The organism is Gammaproteobacteria bacterium (genome assembly GCA_016199745.1).
In the GTDB taxonomy this organism is placed as follows: domain Bacteria; phylum Pseudomonadota; class Gammaproteobacteria; order Acidiferrobacterales; family Sulfurifustaceae; genus JACQFZ01.
The window spans coordinates 37,440-51,080 of sequence record JACQFZ010000031.1; the positions used below are offsets into that span (position 1 = coordinate 37,440).

Sequence of the window (13,641 nt, forward strand, 5' to 3'; positions counted from 1 at the left end):
AATGACAATGATAAAATACGTTGAAAGGAAAGGCGCCTAAACGATTAAACGATGGCGTCGGCGCGCTTATTATCCGGCGTGACCACACCGATCGACAGGATCAGTTTTAAGCCTTCGTCTACCGACATGTCGAGCTCGATGACTTCCTCGAGCGGTACTACCAATACAAAACCGGAGGTGGGGTTAGGCGTGGTCGGAATGAACACGTTCACCATCTGTTTGCCGGTCAAGCGTTCCAACTCCTGAACGCCGGGACCGGTTTGGAACGCGAAGCTCCACATGCCCTTACGCGGATATTCGACCAACACCACCTTGCGAAACGACTTGCCGCTGCCGCTGAACAGCGTCTCGGTCAGCTTCTTCACCGACCCGTAAATAGTACGCACCAGCGGAATGCGACCCAACAGGGTCTCGCCCCAATCGAGCATCTGCTTGCCGAACAGATTGGCAACGATCACGCCAGTGCCGATGATAACGAATGCTGCCAACACGATACCCAGCCCGGGGATGTGAACCCCGAGCAACGCCGCTGGCCGTAGATGCTCCGGCAACAGCAGCAACGTCTGGTCCATCGTGTCGACCAGCAACTTAATGATGAGGAGTGTAACCCCCAATGGCACCCAAATTAGCAGGCCGGCGATCAGATACCGCCGCAGCGCCTGCATCAAGGGGACTCGCCGCCACCGCCGCATGCCTTCTTCTCCGGGGCGCTACTGCCGCCCTCGCTCGAGGATGAAGAAGACGATTCGTCTTTTTTCTTGTCGGCCTTCTGTTCCTTCTTACCGCTCTTACCACTATTCTTGAAATCGGTCGCGTACCAACCGCTGCCCTTCAATTGAAATCCAGCGGCCGATAGCAACCGCTTCAGCGCCGGCTTGCCACACTCGGGGCAATCCGTCAGCGGTTCATCACTAATCTTTTGGATGGACTCGAGTTGGTGGCCACAGTCGGCACATTTGTACTCATAGATCGGCATAAATTTGGTACTCCCGAAAGCTTCTGGGATTGGGCTCGTCGAGCCCAAAGCAGCGCGCATTATAGCGGTTCCCGTATAAAACTAGTGTATATCGCCTAAAATCGTCGGCGACCGTCGTCGCCAAATATACGTCGGTCGGTTCCTGGACCGGCATCACACCACACCTCCGTCCGTGTTCTAACAGGGAGCCCATCCGGGAGAAATTTTTTTTAATTCCGCGAATTAGTTTCGTTCGAGCACCCTTCGATCGGCACCCTAGCAACCGGTCGGACGACTCGTAGCCGCTCTTGTAAAACGAGGCATACACCTTAAAAGACGCTATTTTTTTCGGTAAATTACTGCTAGGTTAATGCACCTTTTCCAACTGCCACTTAGGAGTGCAATACATGGCAACAGCCGGACAAAAGCCAACCACCAAATCTGAGATCTTGAACTACATCTCCGAGAAGACCAGTCTTAAGCGCAAAGACGTCGCCGCCGTCTTCGATTCGCTGGCCGATTTGATGGCACGCGATCTGAAAAAAGGCCCGGGCATCGTCAATGTCGTCGGTCTGATGAAAGTCAAGGTTGTCAGAAAGCCTGCGGTTCCCGCACGCAAGGGCATCAACCCTTTCACCAAAGAAGAAGTCATGTTCAAGGCCAAACCGGCGCGTAACGTCGTGAAGGTACAGCCGCTCAAGACATTGAAGGATATGGTCTGACCAACTGGATTTAGCGGGGAGGAGGCGGCTCGCTCCTCCCCAGTCAGAATTTCCCCGTCGTACTTTTCGTTTTTTTTATATACCCGGTACTTGCTGTCCCGCCGCCTGGCGGCGGGCGCGTTGTGACTAGCGATCCTTACTCCTGCTCACCGTTTTCGTTGTCGGTATCCTCATCGAAGTCGTCGTCATCATCTTCGTCTTCGGCCTTTCCGCGCGCCGGCTTTTCCTCTTCCTCCTCCTCTTCTTCCGCTTCGTCCTCGTCGGCGTTCTTCCAAGCACCGGGCTTCAACGGCTCTAGATCCAACTCATACCAGGCATCGATATCGATCTCATCGACATCGCCGTCTTCGTACTGAATTTCGATCAAGCCTTCATCTTCATTAAACGACAGAATCTCGAAGGCGAGGCCTTCCGAATCTTGATACATCGCCCCCACTACGGGGTCTTCTTCCATCGGCATCTCTACAACCTCCAACTCGTTTTTTAGGAATGGCCTCGCCCTATTTTAAACCACGATCGTCGGAATGACGCCTCCGGCTTCCACGTCCACCGCCGAGGCACTATCCTCTCGGCAACCCGTTCTGCCGGTCCAACGAGGAGCCTACTATGGCCAACGATTGCCTCTTTTGTAAGATGGTTTCCGGTGCCATTAAACCGGACATCGTTTACCAAGACGATGCCATGCTAGCGTTTCGCGACATCAATCCGCAGGCGCCGGTCCATGTGCTTGTTATTCCCAAGCGCCATGTCGCTACGTTGAACGATCTACAGCCGCAAGACGCGGCGCTCATCGGCCAATTAACCTTGACCGCGCAGCGCCTCGCCCGTGAGCTCGGCGTGGCCGACGGCGGATACCGTACCGTCATGAACTGCAATCTCGACGCCGGCCAATCCGTATTCCACATTCATCTACACCTGCTCGGCGGACGCCGCTTGCAATGGCCGCCGGGATAACGCGGTCGTATATCCATCGTGCAAAAAATCATCGAATTCAAAAACGTCTCGGCCTATCGCGACGAGACGCAGGTGTTCGACAAACTGTCGCTGGAAATGGTTCGGGGGCGCAATACCGTCATCCTCGGCCCCAACGGGGCCGGCAAGACAACGCTGTTGAAGTTATTGGCACGCGAGCTTTATCCACGACCGAACGAGGACAGTTATATCCGACTGTTCGGACAAGAGACCTGGAACGTCTGGGAACTGCGCGCGCATCTCGGCATCGTCTCGCACGATCTCCAGCAGCACTACGCCGGACATGCACGCGGCATCAATGTGATCTTGTCCGGCTACTACGCCAGCATTGATACCTGGCCGCATCAACAATTCAGCCCTGACCAGCGCGCCCGTGCGGAACACGTCATGCGCATGCTCGGTATCGATGCGCTCAAGGATAAATTTTTTGCAACGATGTCGACCGGCGAGCAGCGCCGGTTCCTGCTCGGTCGGGCACTGGTGAACGATCCGGAAACGCTGCTACTGGACGAACCTACTAGCGGCCTCGACATCAAAGGATGTTTTCAATATCTGCAGATCATTCGCGATCTGATGCGCGCCGGCAAAACACTGATTCTCGTCACGCACCATATCCACGAGATACCGCCGGAAGTAACGCACGTGCTGATGTTGAAGCGCGGCGTGATTATTGGCGAAGGCGCGAAGCAGGAAATTCTGACTCGCAAAAATCTCAGCGAGTTATTCGATACGCCGATTGAGTTAGTACAGGCAAACGGCTTTTATCAAGTCATCCCCGGCACCGTGCGCGCGCCTTAGCTGCCGGGCGCGGCAATCTGCGATTCTAAAATTTCCCAACGGCTATAGCAGAACTCCAGCTCGCTGGTAATCGCCTCTAGCCGTGTCAATGTCGCTGCAATTTTTTCGCCGGACTGTTGATAAAACCCGGCATCAGCGACCGCCGCGTGCAGCCGAACCTGCTCGGCTTCGAGCGACTCGATTTTCGCCGGCAAGGTCTCCAACTCGCGCTGTTCTTTGTAAGACAGCTTGCGCGGCTTGCTCGGTGATGCCGATGCGGTAACCACCGCGGTAACACTCGCCGACCGTGGCGCTTGTGCGCGCGCCGATGGACGCGACGCCTTGTAACGCTGCCAATCTTCGTAACCGCCGACGTATTCGCCAACGCGGCCGTCACCCTCAAAAACTAGGGTGCTGGTGACGACATTGTCGAGAAACGTACGATCATGACTCACCAACAGCAACGTACCCTCGTAGTCCGCCAACAAATCTTCCAACAGCTCGAGCGTATCGACATCCAGATCGTTGGTCGGCTCGTCCAGCACCATCATGTTGGCCGATTGGGTAAAAATCTTTGCCAACAGCAAACGGTTGCGCTCACCGCCGGACAGCGCCTTCACCGGCGAATCGATGCGCTCCGGCGGGAATAAAAAGTCCTTGAGATAGCCGACCACATGACGCGAGCGGCCCTTGACCGAGATGTAATCCTGCCCCTCGCTCAAGTTTTGCCGTACCGTTTTATTCGGGTCGAGCTGGCCGCGGTGCTGATCAAAATAAGCCAGCTGTAAGCGCGTCCCCATCACCACTTCGCCGGCGGTCGGCGCTAAATCACCTAGGATGAGTTTCAATAACGTACTCTTACCGGAACCGTTCGGACCGACGATGCCGATGCGATCGCCGCGCAGGATGTGGGTCGAAAAGTCCCCAATGATGTGGTGATCGTTGTAGCGAAAACTGACATTACGCAAATCCACTACCAGCTTGCCGGATTGCGCGCCGCTATCGAGCTCGAAGCTAGCCTTACCCTGGACATCGAGACGCTGACTGCGCGCACGTCGCAGTGCTTGCAACGCCCGTACCCGACCTTCGTTACGCGTGCGCCGCGCCTTGACGCCGCGCCGGATCCATACCTCTTCGTCCGCCAGCTTCTTGTCGAACTTGGCGAACGCGCGCGCCTCGATCTCCAGCATCTCTTCTTTCTTGCGCAAGTAATGATCGAAGTCGCCGGGGAACGAGCTGAGGTTGCCGCGATCGAGCTCGATGATACGAGTCGCCAGGTTCTTTAAGAAAGTACGATCGTGGGTAATGAAGATCAGTGCGCCGTGATACGACAGCAGAAATTCTTCGAGCCAGGTAATCGCGGCGATATCTAAATGGTTGGTCGGCTCGTCCAGCAACAACAAGTCGGGCTCGAACACCAACGCCCGTGCCAACATCACCTGCCGACGAATGCCGCCGGAGCAATCGGCCAGGCGCTTGTCGGCCGGCAAGTTCAGTCGGCTCAGCACGGTTTCCACTTTCTGGCTGATGTTCCAACCGTCGAGCGCCTCGATGCGCGTTTGCAACGTCGCCAGGTGATCGAGCGACGCGCTAGTGCTGCCGACGTGATGGGTCGCATTGTGGTACTCGGTCAATAGCGTGCCGAGCTCGCCCAAGCCGGTGGCCACCACTTGATACACGGTTTGATCGGTATCAGGCGGTACCTCCTGCTCGAGATGGGCCACCCGCAACGGATCGCGTCGCCAAATCTCGCCGTCGTCGGGCGTGGCGATGCCGGTGATGGCGCGAAACAACGTGGACTTGCCGGTGCCATTACGGCCGACCAAACAAACCCGCTCGCCGGCGTCGATTTGAAAATCGACGTGCGCCAGCAGCGGATGATGGCCATAAGCCAGCGAGACCTTAGTCAGTGAAAGCAGTGTCATGAATGGCGTGCGGTGTGGCGGCCGGTGATCGACGAGCCGCGCATTGTAGCGCTGCTGGAAAATAACCGCAGGAGCGGCAGACTGCCCTACCCGCTAGGCAGCGCGTTCGGTGGAGGAAGTGCGTGCCTGCCGGCGCGCCGAGCCGCCGAATAGACGCGTAAGCACCAGGATAGTGAATAACGTAACGATATAGAAAACCAGCTGAATACCCGACGGCCGATCGTTGTAACCGATCAGCACATGCAGGAACTGACCGACGACACTGTCCTGGCTCAGGATGTGCGAGGTGTCCCACACTTCCGGGGCCAGCACCGGTAACACGTCTGCCTGTGCGAGAAAGCCGGCCGCGTTGAGCGCCAACCCGGCGGCAAGCAATAACACGATCCAGCCGGTGACGCTAAAGAAGTGCCGCAACGGCACGTGCAACAAACCGCGATAAATCATTACACCGAGGATCGCACCGGCGACCAGACCGAGCATACCGCCGATAAAGAGCGAGGTGCCGCCAGTGCCGCTGGCAAGCAGGCCGTAAAGAAACAACACCGTCTCCGACCCCTCGCGCAATACCGCCAGCGCCGTCACGATCAGCATTGCCGATAGCGGTTTCACGCCGACGCTAACATCATGCCCTAAACGCCGCATATCGCCGGCGAGCTGGCGGGCATGGGCGCTCATCCAAACGTTGTGCCACGCCAACATCGCGACCGCTACCAGCAACACCACACCGTTGAAGATTTCCTGACCGCTGCCTTCGACCGCTTCGGAAATCGCACCGGCGAATATCGCCACCACCACCGCACCGGCAAGACCTAAGCCGATGCCGCCGCCGACCCAACGACCACGATGGGCAACGCCGCGGCTGGCACCCATCACAATAGCGATGATGAGCGCCGCCTCGAGCACTTCACGGAAAACGATGATGGCGGAACCGAACATGGCGGACTCGCTTATTGCGCGACGATCTTGCCCTTGGCGGTATCTTCGTTGTACTCACCGACGAAGTCGTAGCTGCCGGCTTTGAGCGGGCCAATGGCGATGGTTGCCTTGGTGTTGCCGGCGATCACCTTCTCGCGCTTCAGATCGTGGCTCTCGAATTCTTCCGGGGTGGCGTCTTGGTTATCGACAACCAGCTTCACTTTCTTGCCGGCCGGCACGGTGACTTCAGCAGGCTCGAAGCGGTGATTCTTGATGACAATCGTGAACTCGGTCGCCGGCGCATCCGCCGCGGACACCGACAGGCTCAAGGCAAATCCGGCAAACAACACAGCAAGCTTCGACTTCATGAGAACTCCTCTTTTGTAATCAGGACGGCCTCGGCGACCGAGGAGGGTAAATGATAATAGTTCTCATTTCGGAACTCAATAGTCCTGCTTTCTCGGCGATTTATCGGCCGATAGCCATAAGTTTAGCGATTGGTGGCGCCCTATTTCGCTTCGGATAATACGTTTGGACCTCTTCGAACCGGAATCGATATGCGCGTCATTAACCGCCGTTTCCTCGCCGTCGTCGCTCTGCTGATAGCAGCACCGATAACGACCCAGGAGTCCGGCGACGCGGTCGTGGTCCATGGGACGGTCCATGAAGATACTTACCTCGCCGGCGGCACGGTAACGATCGCGCAACAAATCGCATCGATCCATGCCGCTCGCGTCATTGATGGCAATGTTTGGAAATCGATCGGTCTCGGCACGGCGCTATTCGCCGCAACACCGTTGGTGATTGCCTTGCTGTTCGCCACGCTGTTCGGCGTCTGGCTAGCGCTGACCGTACTCGCGCTTTATCTGGTATTGCTGTTGTTCGGTTTCTTGATAGGGATTTTTTATATCAGCGAGCTGGCGTTGAAAGCCATCGGCAAGCACCGTGTGGCCACGACCGGCTGGCGTATTGCCGCCGTCGCTGTCGCGGTAGTCGCACTCTGGGTTATCACATTTATTCCCGTGCTCGGCCGGCTGGTAATAGTTGCGCTGTTGCTACTCGGCGTCGGTGCGCTCGCGCTTTATCTCTGGCGCCGGTACGCCGCAACGAGCCGTTTCGAAAAAAGTTGGGCGGTCCCGACGATCCAGGTAACCTAACGGGACAATAACATCGAGCGTAACCGTCGCATGCTACGCAATACCCGCTACTCTTGGGGAGCGATCGCCAAACTGTTGCATTGGTCGATGGCAGCGTTGATCTTCGCGCAATTCGCTCTCGGCTGGCTCGCCGTCAGCTGGCGACTGTCGCCGACCAAACTCGACCTCTACGTCTGGCACAAGTCGCTCGGCATTCTGTTACTCGTACTCGTCGTGCTACGCCTACTTTGGCGCTGGCTCAATCCGACACCGGCCGCCCCGGCTTTCGCGCCGCGCTGGGAACATGCGGCGGCGAGTGCCAATCATTTCCTGCTGTACGCGTTGATGCTGGCATTACCCGTCACCGGCTGGATCATCAACTCCGCCGCTAACGTTCCCTTTCGTATCTTCTGGCAATGGCCGCTGCCGGCCATTGTCGCCCCCGACAAAGCACTCGAGCACTTGGCCAAACAAGCGCACCTGACGCTATTTATCGCGATATCGATCGTGCTCGTGCTACACATCGCCGCCGCCCTGCGGCATCATTTTGTGAAGCACAACGATATTCTCCTGCGCATGTCGCCGTTCCGAGGACGAAAACTATGAAGCACCAAGCCCGTTGGTTGTGCCTATTTCTAGTAATGGCGGCGGCAACGACCGAGGCCGCCGATTGGAACATGGATCCGGCAACCAGCCGGCTGGAATTCATTCCGACTTATGAAAGCCAACCGGCACCGGGTGTGTTCAAACAATTCGACACGCAATTGACCCAGTTCGAACCTGAGCAGCCGGCGGGCGGACAACTCCAAGTCAACGTCACCATCGGCAGTGCCGACATGGCGAGTGGCGAAGTGAACGAAGCGGTCCAGGGAACGGAATGGTTCGATAGCAAGCGCTTCCCGCAGGCACAGTTCAAGAGCCGGCAAGTGCGCCGAGTGGCGCCGGGACGTTATGTCGCAAAAGGCACGTTGAATCTCAAAGGCGTGCAAAAAGACGTGGAGGTACCGTTCAATTGGAAAGCGACTGCCGACGGCGCAACGATGGATGGCGAGTTGACGCTCAATCGCAACGCCTTCAACGTCGGTACCGGCGAATGGGCCGCGGGCGATGTGATCGGCCAGAACATCAAGCTCAAGTTTAAAATAGGGCTGCGCAAACATGGTTGACCGGCGCAAAGCGGGCGCGATCGTACTGTTCGCAACGCTAGCCGCGGCCTGCGCCAAGCCGACGGTCGTACCGATCGAGCAGCCGGCAACCGCACCGCTGCCGGAAGCGTTTTATCAAGAAGCGATCGCCCGCGGCGAACCGGTACTGGCGATCGACAGCGCGCAGTCGCAGGCCGTGGTCCACGTGTATCGCGGCGGTTCACTCGCGCGCTTCGGCCACAACCACGTTGTCGCCAGTCGCGATCTGCACGGTTATGTGTTGCTGCGTAATTCCAATCCGCAGCAAGCCGATCTGTATCTGCCGCTGGCATCGCTGACCGTCGACGAGCCGGCATTGCGCGCGGAAGCGGGCTTCGACTCTACCCCATCGCAAAACGATATCGACGGTACGCGACGTAACATGTTGGACAAGGTACTGGAAGCGGATCGCTATCCGTACCTGAGCTTTCACGTCACGCCGAATGACGATCGCACGTTAAATGCGGAAATCACCTTGCATGGCGTCACCCGAACGTTACAAATTCCCGTCGAGATTGAAACAACCACCGGCCACCTGCGTGTCAGCGGCCATTTCTCCGTCAATCAAACCGACTTCGGCATTACACCGTTCAGCGCGGTTGGCGGCGCCTTGAAGGTGCAAGACCGTATCGATCTGCAATTCGTCGTCTACGCGCGACGGCCCTAAAAAATACGGAGCGGTCCGGCACGACGCCGGACCGCTCCGCATGCCTACTTCGCGGTCTACAACAACCGGCCTGCCCTTGTGCCCAACACGCGCGCCATAGGCCGTTACCCTCGACCACGTACACCGGTTTACGGCGGTAGGCATCGATCGTCGCTTGATAATGCGACGCCGAATCGACCGCCACAGCGCCGCCGCGATTGCCGAAATAACCGTGATTCTCGATGCCGGCGAAACTGAACTTGGCATCGTCGTAGTAATGCTGCTGCGGGTACTCATCGTGGTACGTGGTTAGCCACTCTGTGAAAGTGGGTGCATGCTAATGGCGACAAAGACCACGGTGATTACAGTTGATAAGAGCACAGCCACCGCGTGTCCGCGTCGAATGGAAGCTGGCAACAGACGAGCGGGCCAAAGCGGAAGGAACGAATAAGCTGTTGGTTTTGGTCGATGAACGCGATAAAAAAGGCGGACCGCATCGCTATAGCGGCGGGCTAGTATCTCCTCGTTACTTCGCCCATGAACTCATCCAACACGTCTCCCTCTCCCCTTGCGGAAGAAGAAACAAGGAGAGGGGAACACCATACAGACTGTTTTGTATGACCACCCCTCTCCCCCGGCCCCTCTCCCGCAAGGGGAGAGGGGAGTGGCTTAGGGTTACGTTATTCACCAATTAACGGGGAAACATTAGCGTCCGCCGCATCGTTAAGGTTGATAGCTCGGCAACTCGATGACATAGCTATCGACACTCTGACCTCCGCCCCAATCGCTACCGAACAACAGACGCGTACCGCGTGGGCTAATGACAACGTGTGGCTCAGCCCAATAATCGCGCGGCCCAGCCTTGCCGTACGACCGATGATGCGCCACGCGACACACTTGCCCGCCGGCATTGGTATTGGCGAGCAAGATCTCATTGTTGAGCGCCGTCTGGCCGTTGGTATTGCCGACGATGGAAACACCGACCCAACCCGGGTTCTTAAACGCTATCGCCGAGATGTGATGCCCGCTCGGTGGATACGGATACCCGGTCGCCGGTCCGACAATGACGCGCGCCGCGCCGTTGGTCATATCGCTCGTCACCAGCGAACCGACATAGCTGCCGTCGAACGAAACGCCGTTGTGCGTATCCATCCCGCTCGCCAACCGACCGAGCGACGCATGATCTTCGCCGCTGACGGGCAAGCCGCGCAGGTAGTTCATGTTGAGATCGCGCACTTCAGCGCTGCCATTGCTAAAGAACGTCAGCGCGCCGCTGGCAGATGCCTGCGGTGCGGTGTCGCCGCCGTTACTCAGTGCAGTACCGACCGTATTGGTGCTGATGCGATAGGTAAACACATAGCCACTGCTGCAACGCAGCGCGATCACATCGGAGTTCCACGACATGAACATTGGATCGGAACCGCCGCTGACACTGCCGCCGCACGCGAATGTCTTGACGACGTCTTTCGCACCGCTGCTGACGTGGTACCGAATCAGCGAGTTGCCGTTGACGTAGAACAACACATCCGGGTCGGTCGTATGCCAATAGAATTGTTCGAGGTCGGCCGGCGAAATATCGAGCGGCTTGATGTGTTGGTAGGTCTTGCCGTTGTACAGATGATGGCCGCTGTCGCTCGTACCCGTGTGGTACAAGATCAGGTACGACTCATCCGCGTTCCACGCCGGAATCGTCGAGTACGCCGGCTTGATAACGCCGGAGCCGCTGACAGCGGTAATACGACGGATCGTTGTACCGAATTGCGGATCGACCACCGTTTGTCCCAGCGCCGGTTTGGTCAGGGCTGTCATCGGATGGTTACTCTTGTCGATGACGAGACCGTCGCAGAGATTGGCCGAACTACTGGTCGATGTGAACGTCGCCGTAACACTGCGGGCGGCGCTCATTGCCATTGCGCAAGTACCGGTGCCCAGGCACGAAATACCATTGCCGTTCCAACCGCTGAAGGTGGAACCCGTTGCTGGTGTCGCCGTTAGCGTGACCGAGGTACCAGGCGCATACAATTCGCTACAATCGCTGCCACAATTAATTCCCACCGGCGCTGACGTGACCGTACCCGATCCGGTCTTGCTGACCGAGAGCAAGTAACTGGTCGGCGTGCCTTGGCTGAAGGTGGCGGTGACCGAACGTGCGGCCGACATCGTCACGACACAGCTGCCGGTGCCGCTGCACGAGCCACTCCAACCGGCGAAGGTATAGCCCGTTGCCGGTGCCGGCGTTAGGGTTACCGCGGTGCCCGACGCGTAGGCTTCAGAACAATCGGTGCCGCAGCTAATGCCGGCGGGACTTGATGTCACCGTACCGGTGCCGGTCACGGCAACCGTCAATGTGTACGTCGTCGTCGGGATCCGCTCAAACACCGCGCCGATCGTAGCGGAGCTATTTAGCGTTCGCGTACAGGTTGCGGTCGTACATGACGTGCCGGTCCAACGCGCGAAGCGATAACCGGCGGCGGCTGTCGCCGTTCCCGTGATCGGCGTACCGGCCGGATAGGATTCGGTACAGTCGGGTTGGCAATTAATGCCGGGAGGGCTCGTAGTGACTTTGCCCGAGCCGGTCGTGGTAACCGTCAATTGATAATTGACAGCATGCGCTACACCGCCCATTGCGAACAACAAAACGCCAACCATCAATGACGGCAGCGATCGGCTGAACTTGCCGAGAAAATTCCTTTTCGGCTTTTGCATGTCGAGCCTCCTAACGCAAAATAGAATTGACCCCTGTCGTAGCTCCCTATGAATTTGCTGTAATGGCTACTGCAGATTGTTGTGCGCGGCGTCGGTGAGGCTTAGCGGTAGGATGGTAATGAGTAAGACTTTTCGCGCCGCTCGTGACTATAGAAGCGGTTTGCGCGTGGCTAAATCCGTTAAAGCATGGTAGTTACCGCGGGTGTTGCTGTAGTGCAACGACCGCGTGTCGGCTAGGCGCGCAGGGCGAACTCAGGTGATACCCCGGCCACAAGCTGGTTAAGTAGGGGTTCTGCGCTTATTGCCTGTATAACTAGAGGATAATTTTAAGTGACCAAAACGTTACACACCGCATTCCGGGTTCGCTCGGCCGGCGATGACGACATGATAGGCATCAGCGCCATCTACACACATCATGTCCTCAACGGCACTGCCTCTTTTGAAGAATCACCTCCCGACGTCGCAGAGATGCGTCAACGTTATCGCGTGATCGTCGACGCTGGCCTGCCTTATCTGGTAGCGGAAAAGGACGGGCGTATTGTCGGTTACAGTTATGTTGGACCGTATCGAACCCGTTCCGCCTACCGATATACCGTCGAGGATTCGGTCTATGTCGATCCGGCGCAGGTAGGTAACGGCATCGGCACGGCGCTGATCACAGCCCTGTTCGAGCCGACCAGACGCCTAGGAATGAAACAGATAATCGCCGTGATCGGTGGCAGTACCAACATTGCTTCTCAGCGCCTGCATGAACGCCAAGGCTTTGTCCATGTGGGTACGCTGACAGCAGTCGGATTTAAGTTTGGTCGCTGGGTCGATTCGGTAGTGATGCAGAAGGCGCTCGACTAGGGCGTGTCCTCATTTCAGTTTGAGCCAAATAAAAGAGCAAGCGAGAAAGACCATGGCCCTGAAGTTGCGGGCCAGCTTCTCGAAGCGAGTAGCAATGCTTCGAAAGTGCTTGAGCCTGGCAAATAAATTCTCGACCAAGTGACGAAGCTTGTAGAGATGCGCATCAAACTCCGGATTGGGCCTCTTGCTGTTTGATTTTCGCGGGATCACCGGCGTCATGCCAGCTTCTCTGGCCCGCTCTCGAATGGCTTCAGAATCGTAGGCCTTGTCAGCAATAAAATTATCCGCCTCGCCGACCTTCTCAATTATCTGGTTTGCAACTTGAGAGTCGTGAACTTCACCCCCAGTGATTTCAAAATCAATCGGATTTCCATGCGCATCGGCGGCAAGATGAAGCTTGGTGGTAGGGCCTCCTCGGGAGGTACCGATGGCTCGCTCGTGACCCTGCCTAGCTCCGCTTGCATGCTGATGCACGCGGACGTAGCTTCCATCGGTGAATACCCACTCTGAATCAATTTCGCCTCGTAGCTCAAAAAAAATTCCGCCCACAGACCTTTCAAGGCCCAACGATTAAAACGGTTGTACGCGGTCTTCCAGGGACAAAATTCGTTAGGAACATCACGCCACGGCGCACCGGTACGCAGCTTCCATAAAATCGCTTCCATCACGGCACGATCATTTTTCCAGCGATGACAACCTTTGGATTTTAAGGTGACTTGAAGTTGATCCCACAATCCATCGTCCAATACTTTTCTGACCATTTACAAAATCCCTCCATCTCAAGCAAAGGGTCTCATAAATCGACCAGAAATCAGCTAAAACAGAGCGCTAACGCAGAATGAGGACACGCCCTA

At 56.9% G+C, this 13,641-nt stretch carries 16 protein-coding genes; 8 read left to right on the top strand and 8 right to left on the bottom strand.

The window, feature by feature from the left end:
• Positions 1-44: 44 nt before the first annotated feature.
• Positions 45-668 (bottom strand): DUF502 domain-containing protein, encoded by a 624-nt coding sequence (locus tag HY308_08525; GenBank protein ID MBI3898328.1) that lies wholly within the window; start codon positions 666-668, stop codon positions 45-47.
• Positions 665-976 carry a zinc ribbon domain-containing protein gene (locus HY308_08530; protein ID MBI3898329.1) on the bottom strand — a complete coding sequence of 104 codons (312 nt, stop codon included), beginning with the start codon at positions 974-976 and terminating at the stop codon, positions 665-667. Before HY308_08530 ends, HY308_08525 begins: the two co-directional genes overlap by 4 nt.
• Before the next feature lie 386 nt (positions 977-1,362).
• Between HY308_08530 and HY308_08535 the strand changes: the two genes are divergently transcribed.
• Positions 1,363-1,677, top strand: coding sequence for an HU family DNA-binding protein (locus tag HY308_08535; GenBank protein MBI3898330.1), 315 nt, complete (start codon positions 1,363-1,365; stop codon positions 1,675-1,677).
• 136 nt (positions 1,678-1,813) lie between these two features.
• Here the strand turns inward: HY308_08535 and HY308_08540 are convergent, their stop codons facing one another.
• Positions 1,814-2,137 (bottom strand): hypothetical protein, encoded by a 324-nt coding sequence (locus HY308_08540; GenBank protein ID MBI3898331.1) that lies wholly within the window; start codon positions 2,135-2,137, stop codon positions 1,814-1,816.
• Between the two features lie 146 nt (positions 2,138-2,283).
• On the opposite strand from HY308_08540, the gene HY308_08545 reads away from it, so the two are divergent.
• Together HY308_08545 and HY308_08550 are read left to right on the top strand one after the other, a co-directional pair.
• Positions 2,284-2,631 (top strand): histidine triad nucleotide-binding protein, encoded by a 348-nt coding sequence (locus HY308_08545; protein MBI3898332.1) that lies wholly within the window; start codon positions 2,284-2,286, stop codon positions 2,629-2,631.
• A gap of 15 nt (positions 2,632-2,646) precedes the next feature.
• Complete coding sequence (locus HY308_08550) at positions 2,647-3,447, top strand: ATP-binding cassette domain-containing protein (protein MBI3898333.1); 801 nt, start codon at positions 2,647-2,649, stop codon at positions 3,445-3,447.
• Here the strand turns inward: HY308_08550 and HY308_08555 are convergent.
• From HY308_08555 to HY308_08565, 3 genes are all read right to left on the bottom strand, one after another.
• Entirely contained in the window at positions 3,444-5,351 is a 1,908-nt protein-coding gene (locus HY308_08555) for an ATP-binding cassette domain-containing protein (protein ID MBI3898334.1), read from the bottom strand. The genes HY308_08550 and HY308_08555 overlap by 4 nt on opposite strands.
• A gap of 93 nt (positions 5,352-5,444) precedes the next feature.
• Positions 5,445-6,287, bottom strand: coding sequence for an FTR1 family protein (locus tag HY308_08560; GenBank protein ID MBI3898335.1), 843 nt, complete (start codon positions 6,285-6,287; stop codon positions 5,445-5,447).
• A gap of 11 nt (positions 6,288-6,298) precedes the next feature.
• Positions 6,299-6,634, bottom strand: coding sequence for a cupredoxin domain-containing protein (locus tag HY308_08565; protein ID MBI3898336.1), 336 nt, complete (start codon positions 6,632-6,634; stop codon positions 6,299-6,301).
• A gap of 189 nt (positions 6,635-6,823) precedes the next feature.
• Here HY308_08565 and HY308_08570 point away from each other — a divergent pair, with 189 nt between their 5' ends.
• The 4 genes from HY308_08570 to HY308_08585 are packed head-to-tail and all read left to right on the top strand — an operon-like array spanning position 6,824 to position 9,253.
• Positions 6,824-7,423: a hypothetical protein gene (locus tag HY308_08570; GenBank protein MBI3898337.1), complete on the top strand. Its 600-nt coding sequence runs from the start codon at positions 6,824-6,826 to the stop codon at positions 7,421-7,423.
• A 30-nt stretch (positions 7,424-7,453) separates the two neighbouring features.
• Positions 7,454-8,008 carry a cytochrome b gene (locus HY308_08575; GenBank protein ID MBI3898338.1) on the top strand — a complete coding sequence of 185 codons (555 nt, stop codon included), beginning with the start codon at positions 7,454-7,456 and terminating at the stop codon, positions 8,006-8,008.
• Entirely contained in the window at positions 8,005-8,568 is a 564-nt protein-coding gene (locus HY308_08580; protein MBI3898339.1) for a YceI family protein, read from the top strand. The genes HY308_08575 and HY308_08580 overlap by 4 nt, the downstream gene beginning before the upstream one ends.
• Positions 8,561-9,253, top strand: a complete 693-nt coding sequence (locus HY308_08585; protein ID MBI3898340.1) for a YceI family protein — start codon at positions 8,561-8,563, stop codon at positions 9,251-9,253. The genes HY308_08580 and HY308_08585 overlap by 8 nt, the downstream gene beginning before the upstream one ends.
• A 702-nt stretch (positions 9,254-9,955) precedes the next feature.
• Here HY308_08585 and HY308_08590 read toward each other — a convergent pair.
• Complete coding sequence (locus tag HY308_08590; protein MBI3898341.1) at positions 9,956-11,938, bottom strand: InlB B-repeat-containing protein; 1,983 nt, start codon at positions 11,936-11,938, stop codon at positions 9,956-9,958.
• A 384-nt stretch (positions 11,939-12,322) separates the two neighbouring features.
• Here HY308_08590 and HY308_08595 point away from each other — a divergent pair, with 384 nt between their 5' ends.
• On the top strand, positions 12,323-12,787 hold the full coding sequence (locus tag HY308_08595; protein ID MBI3898342.1) for an N-acetyltransferase: 465 nt from the start codon (positions 12,323-12,325) through the stop codon (positions 12,785-12,787).
• Between the two features lie 9 nt (positions 12,788-12,796).
• Here HY308_08595 and HY308_08600 read toward each other — a convergent pair.
• A protein-coding gene (locus HY308_08600; GenBank protein MBI3898343.1) for an IS5 family transposase occupies positions 12,797-13,548 on the bottom strand; the annotation gives its coding sequence in 2 pieces (ribosomal slippage) (positions 12,797-13,320 and positions 13,320-13,548; 753 coding nt in all).
• Positions 13,549-13,641 lie beyond the last annotated feature (93 nt).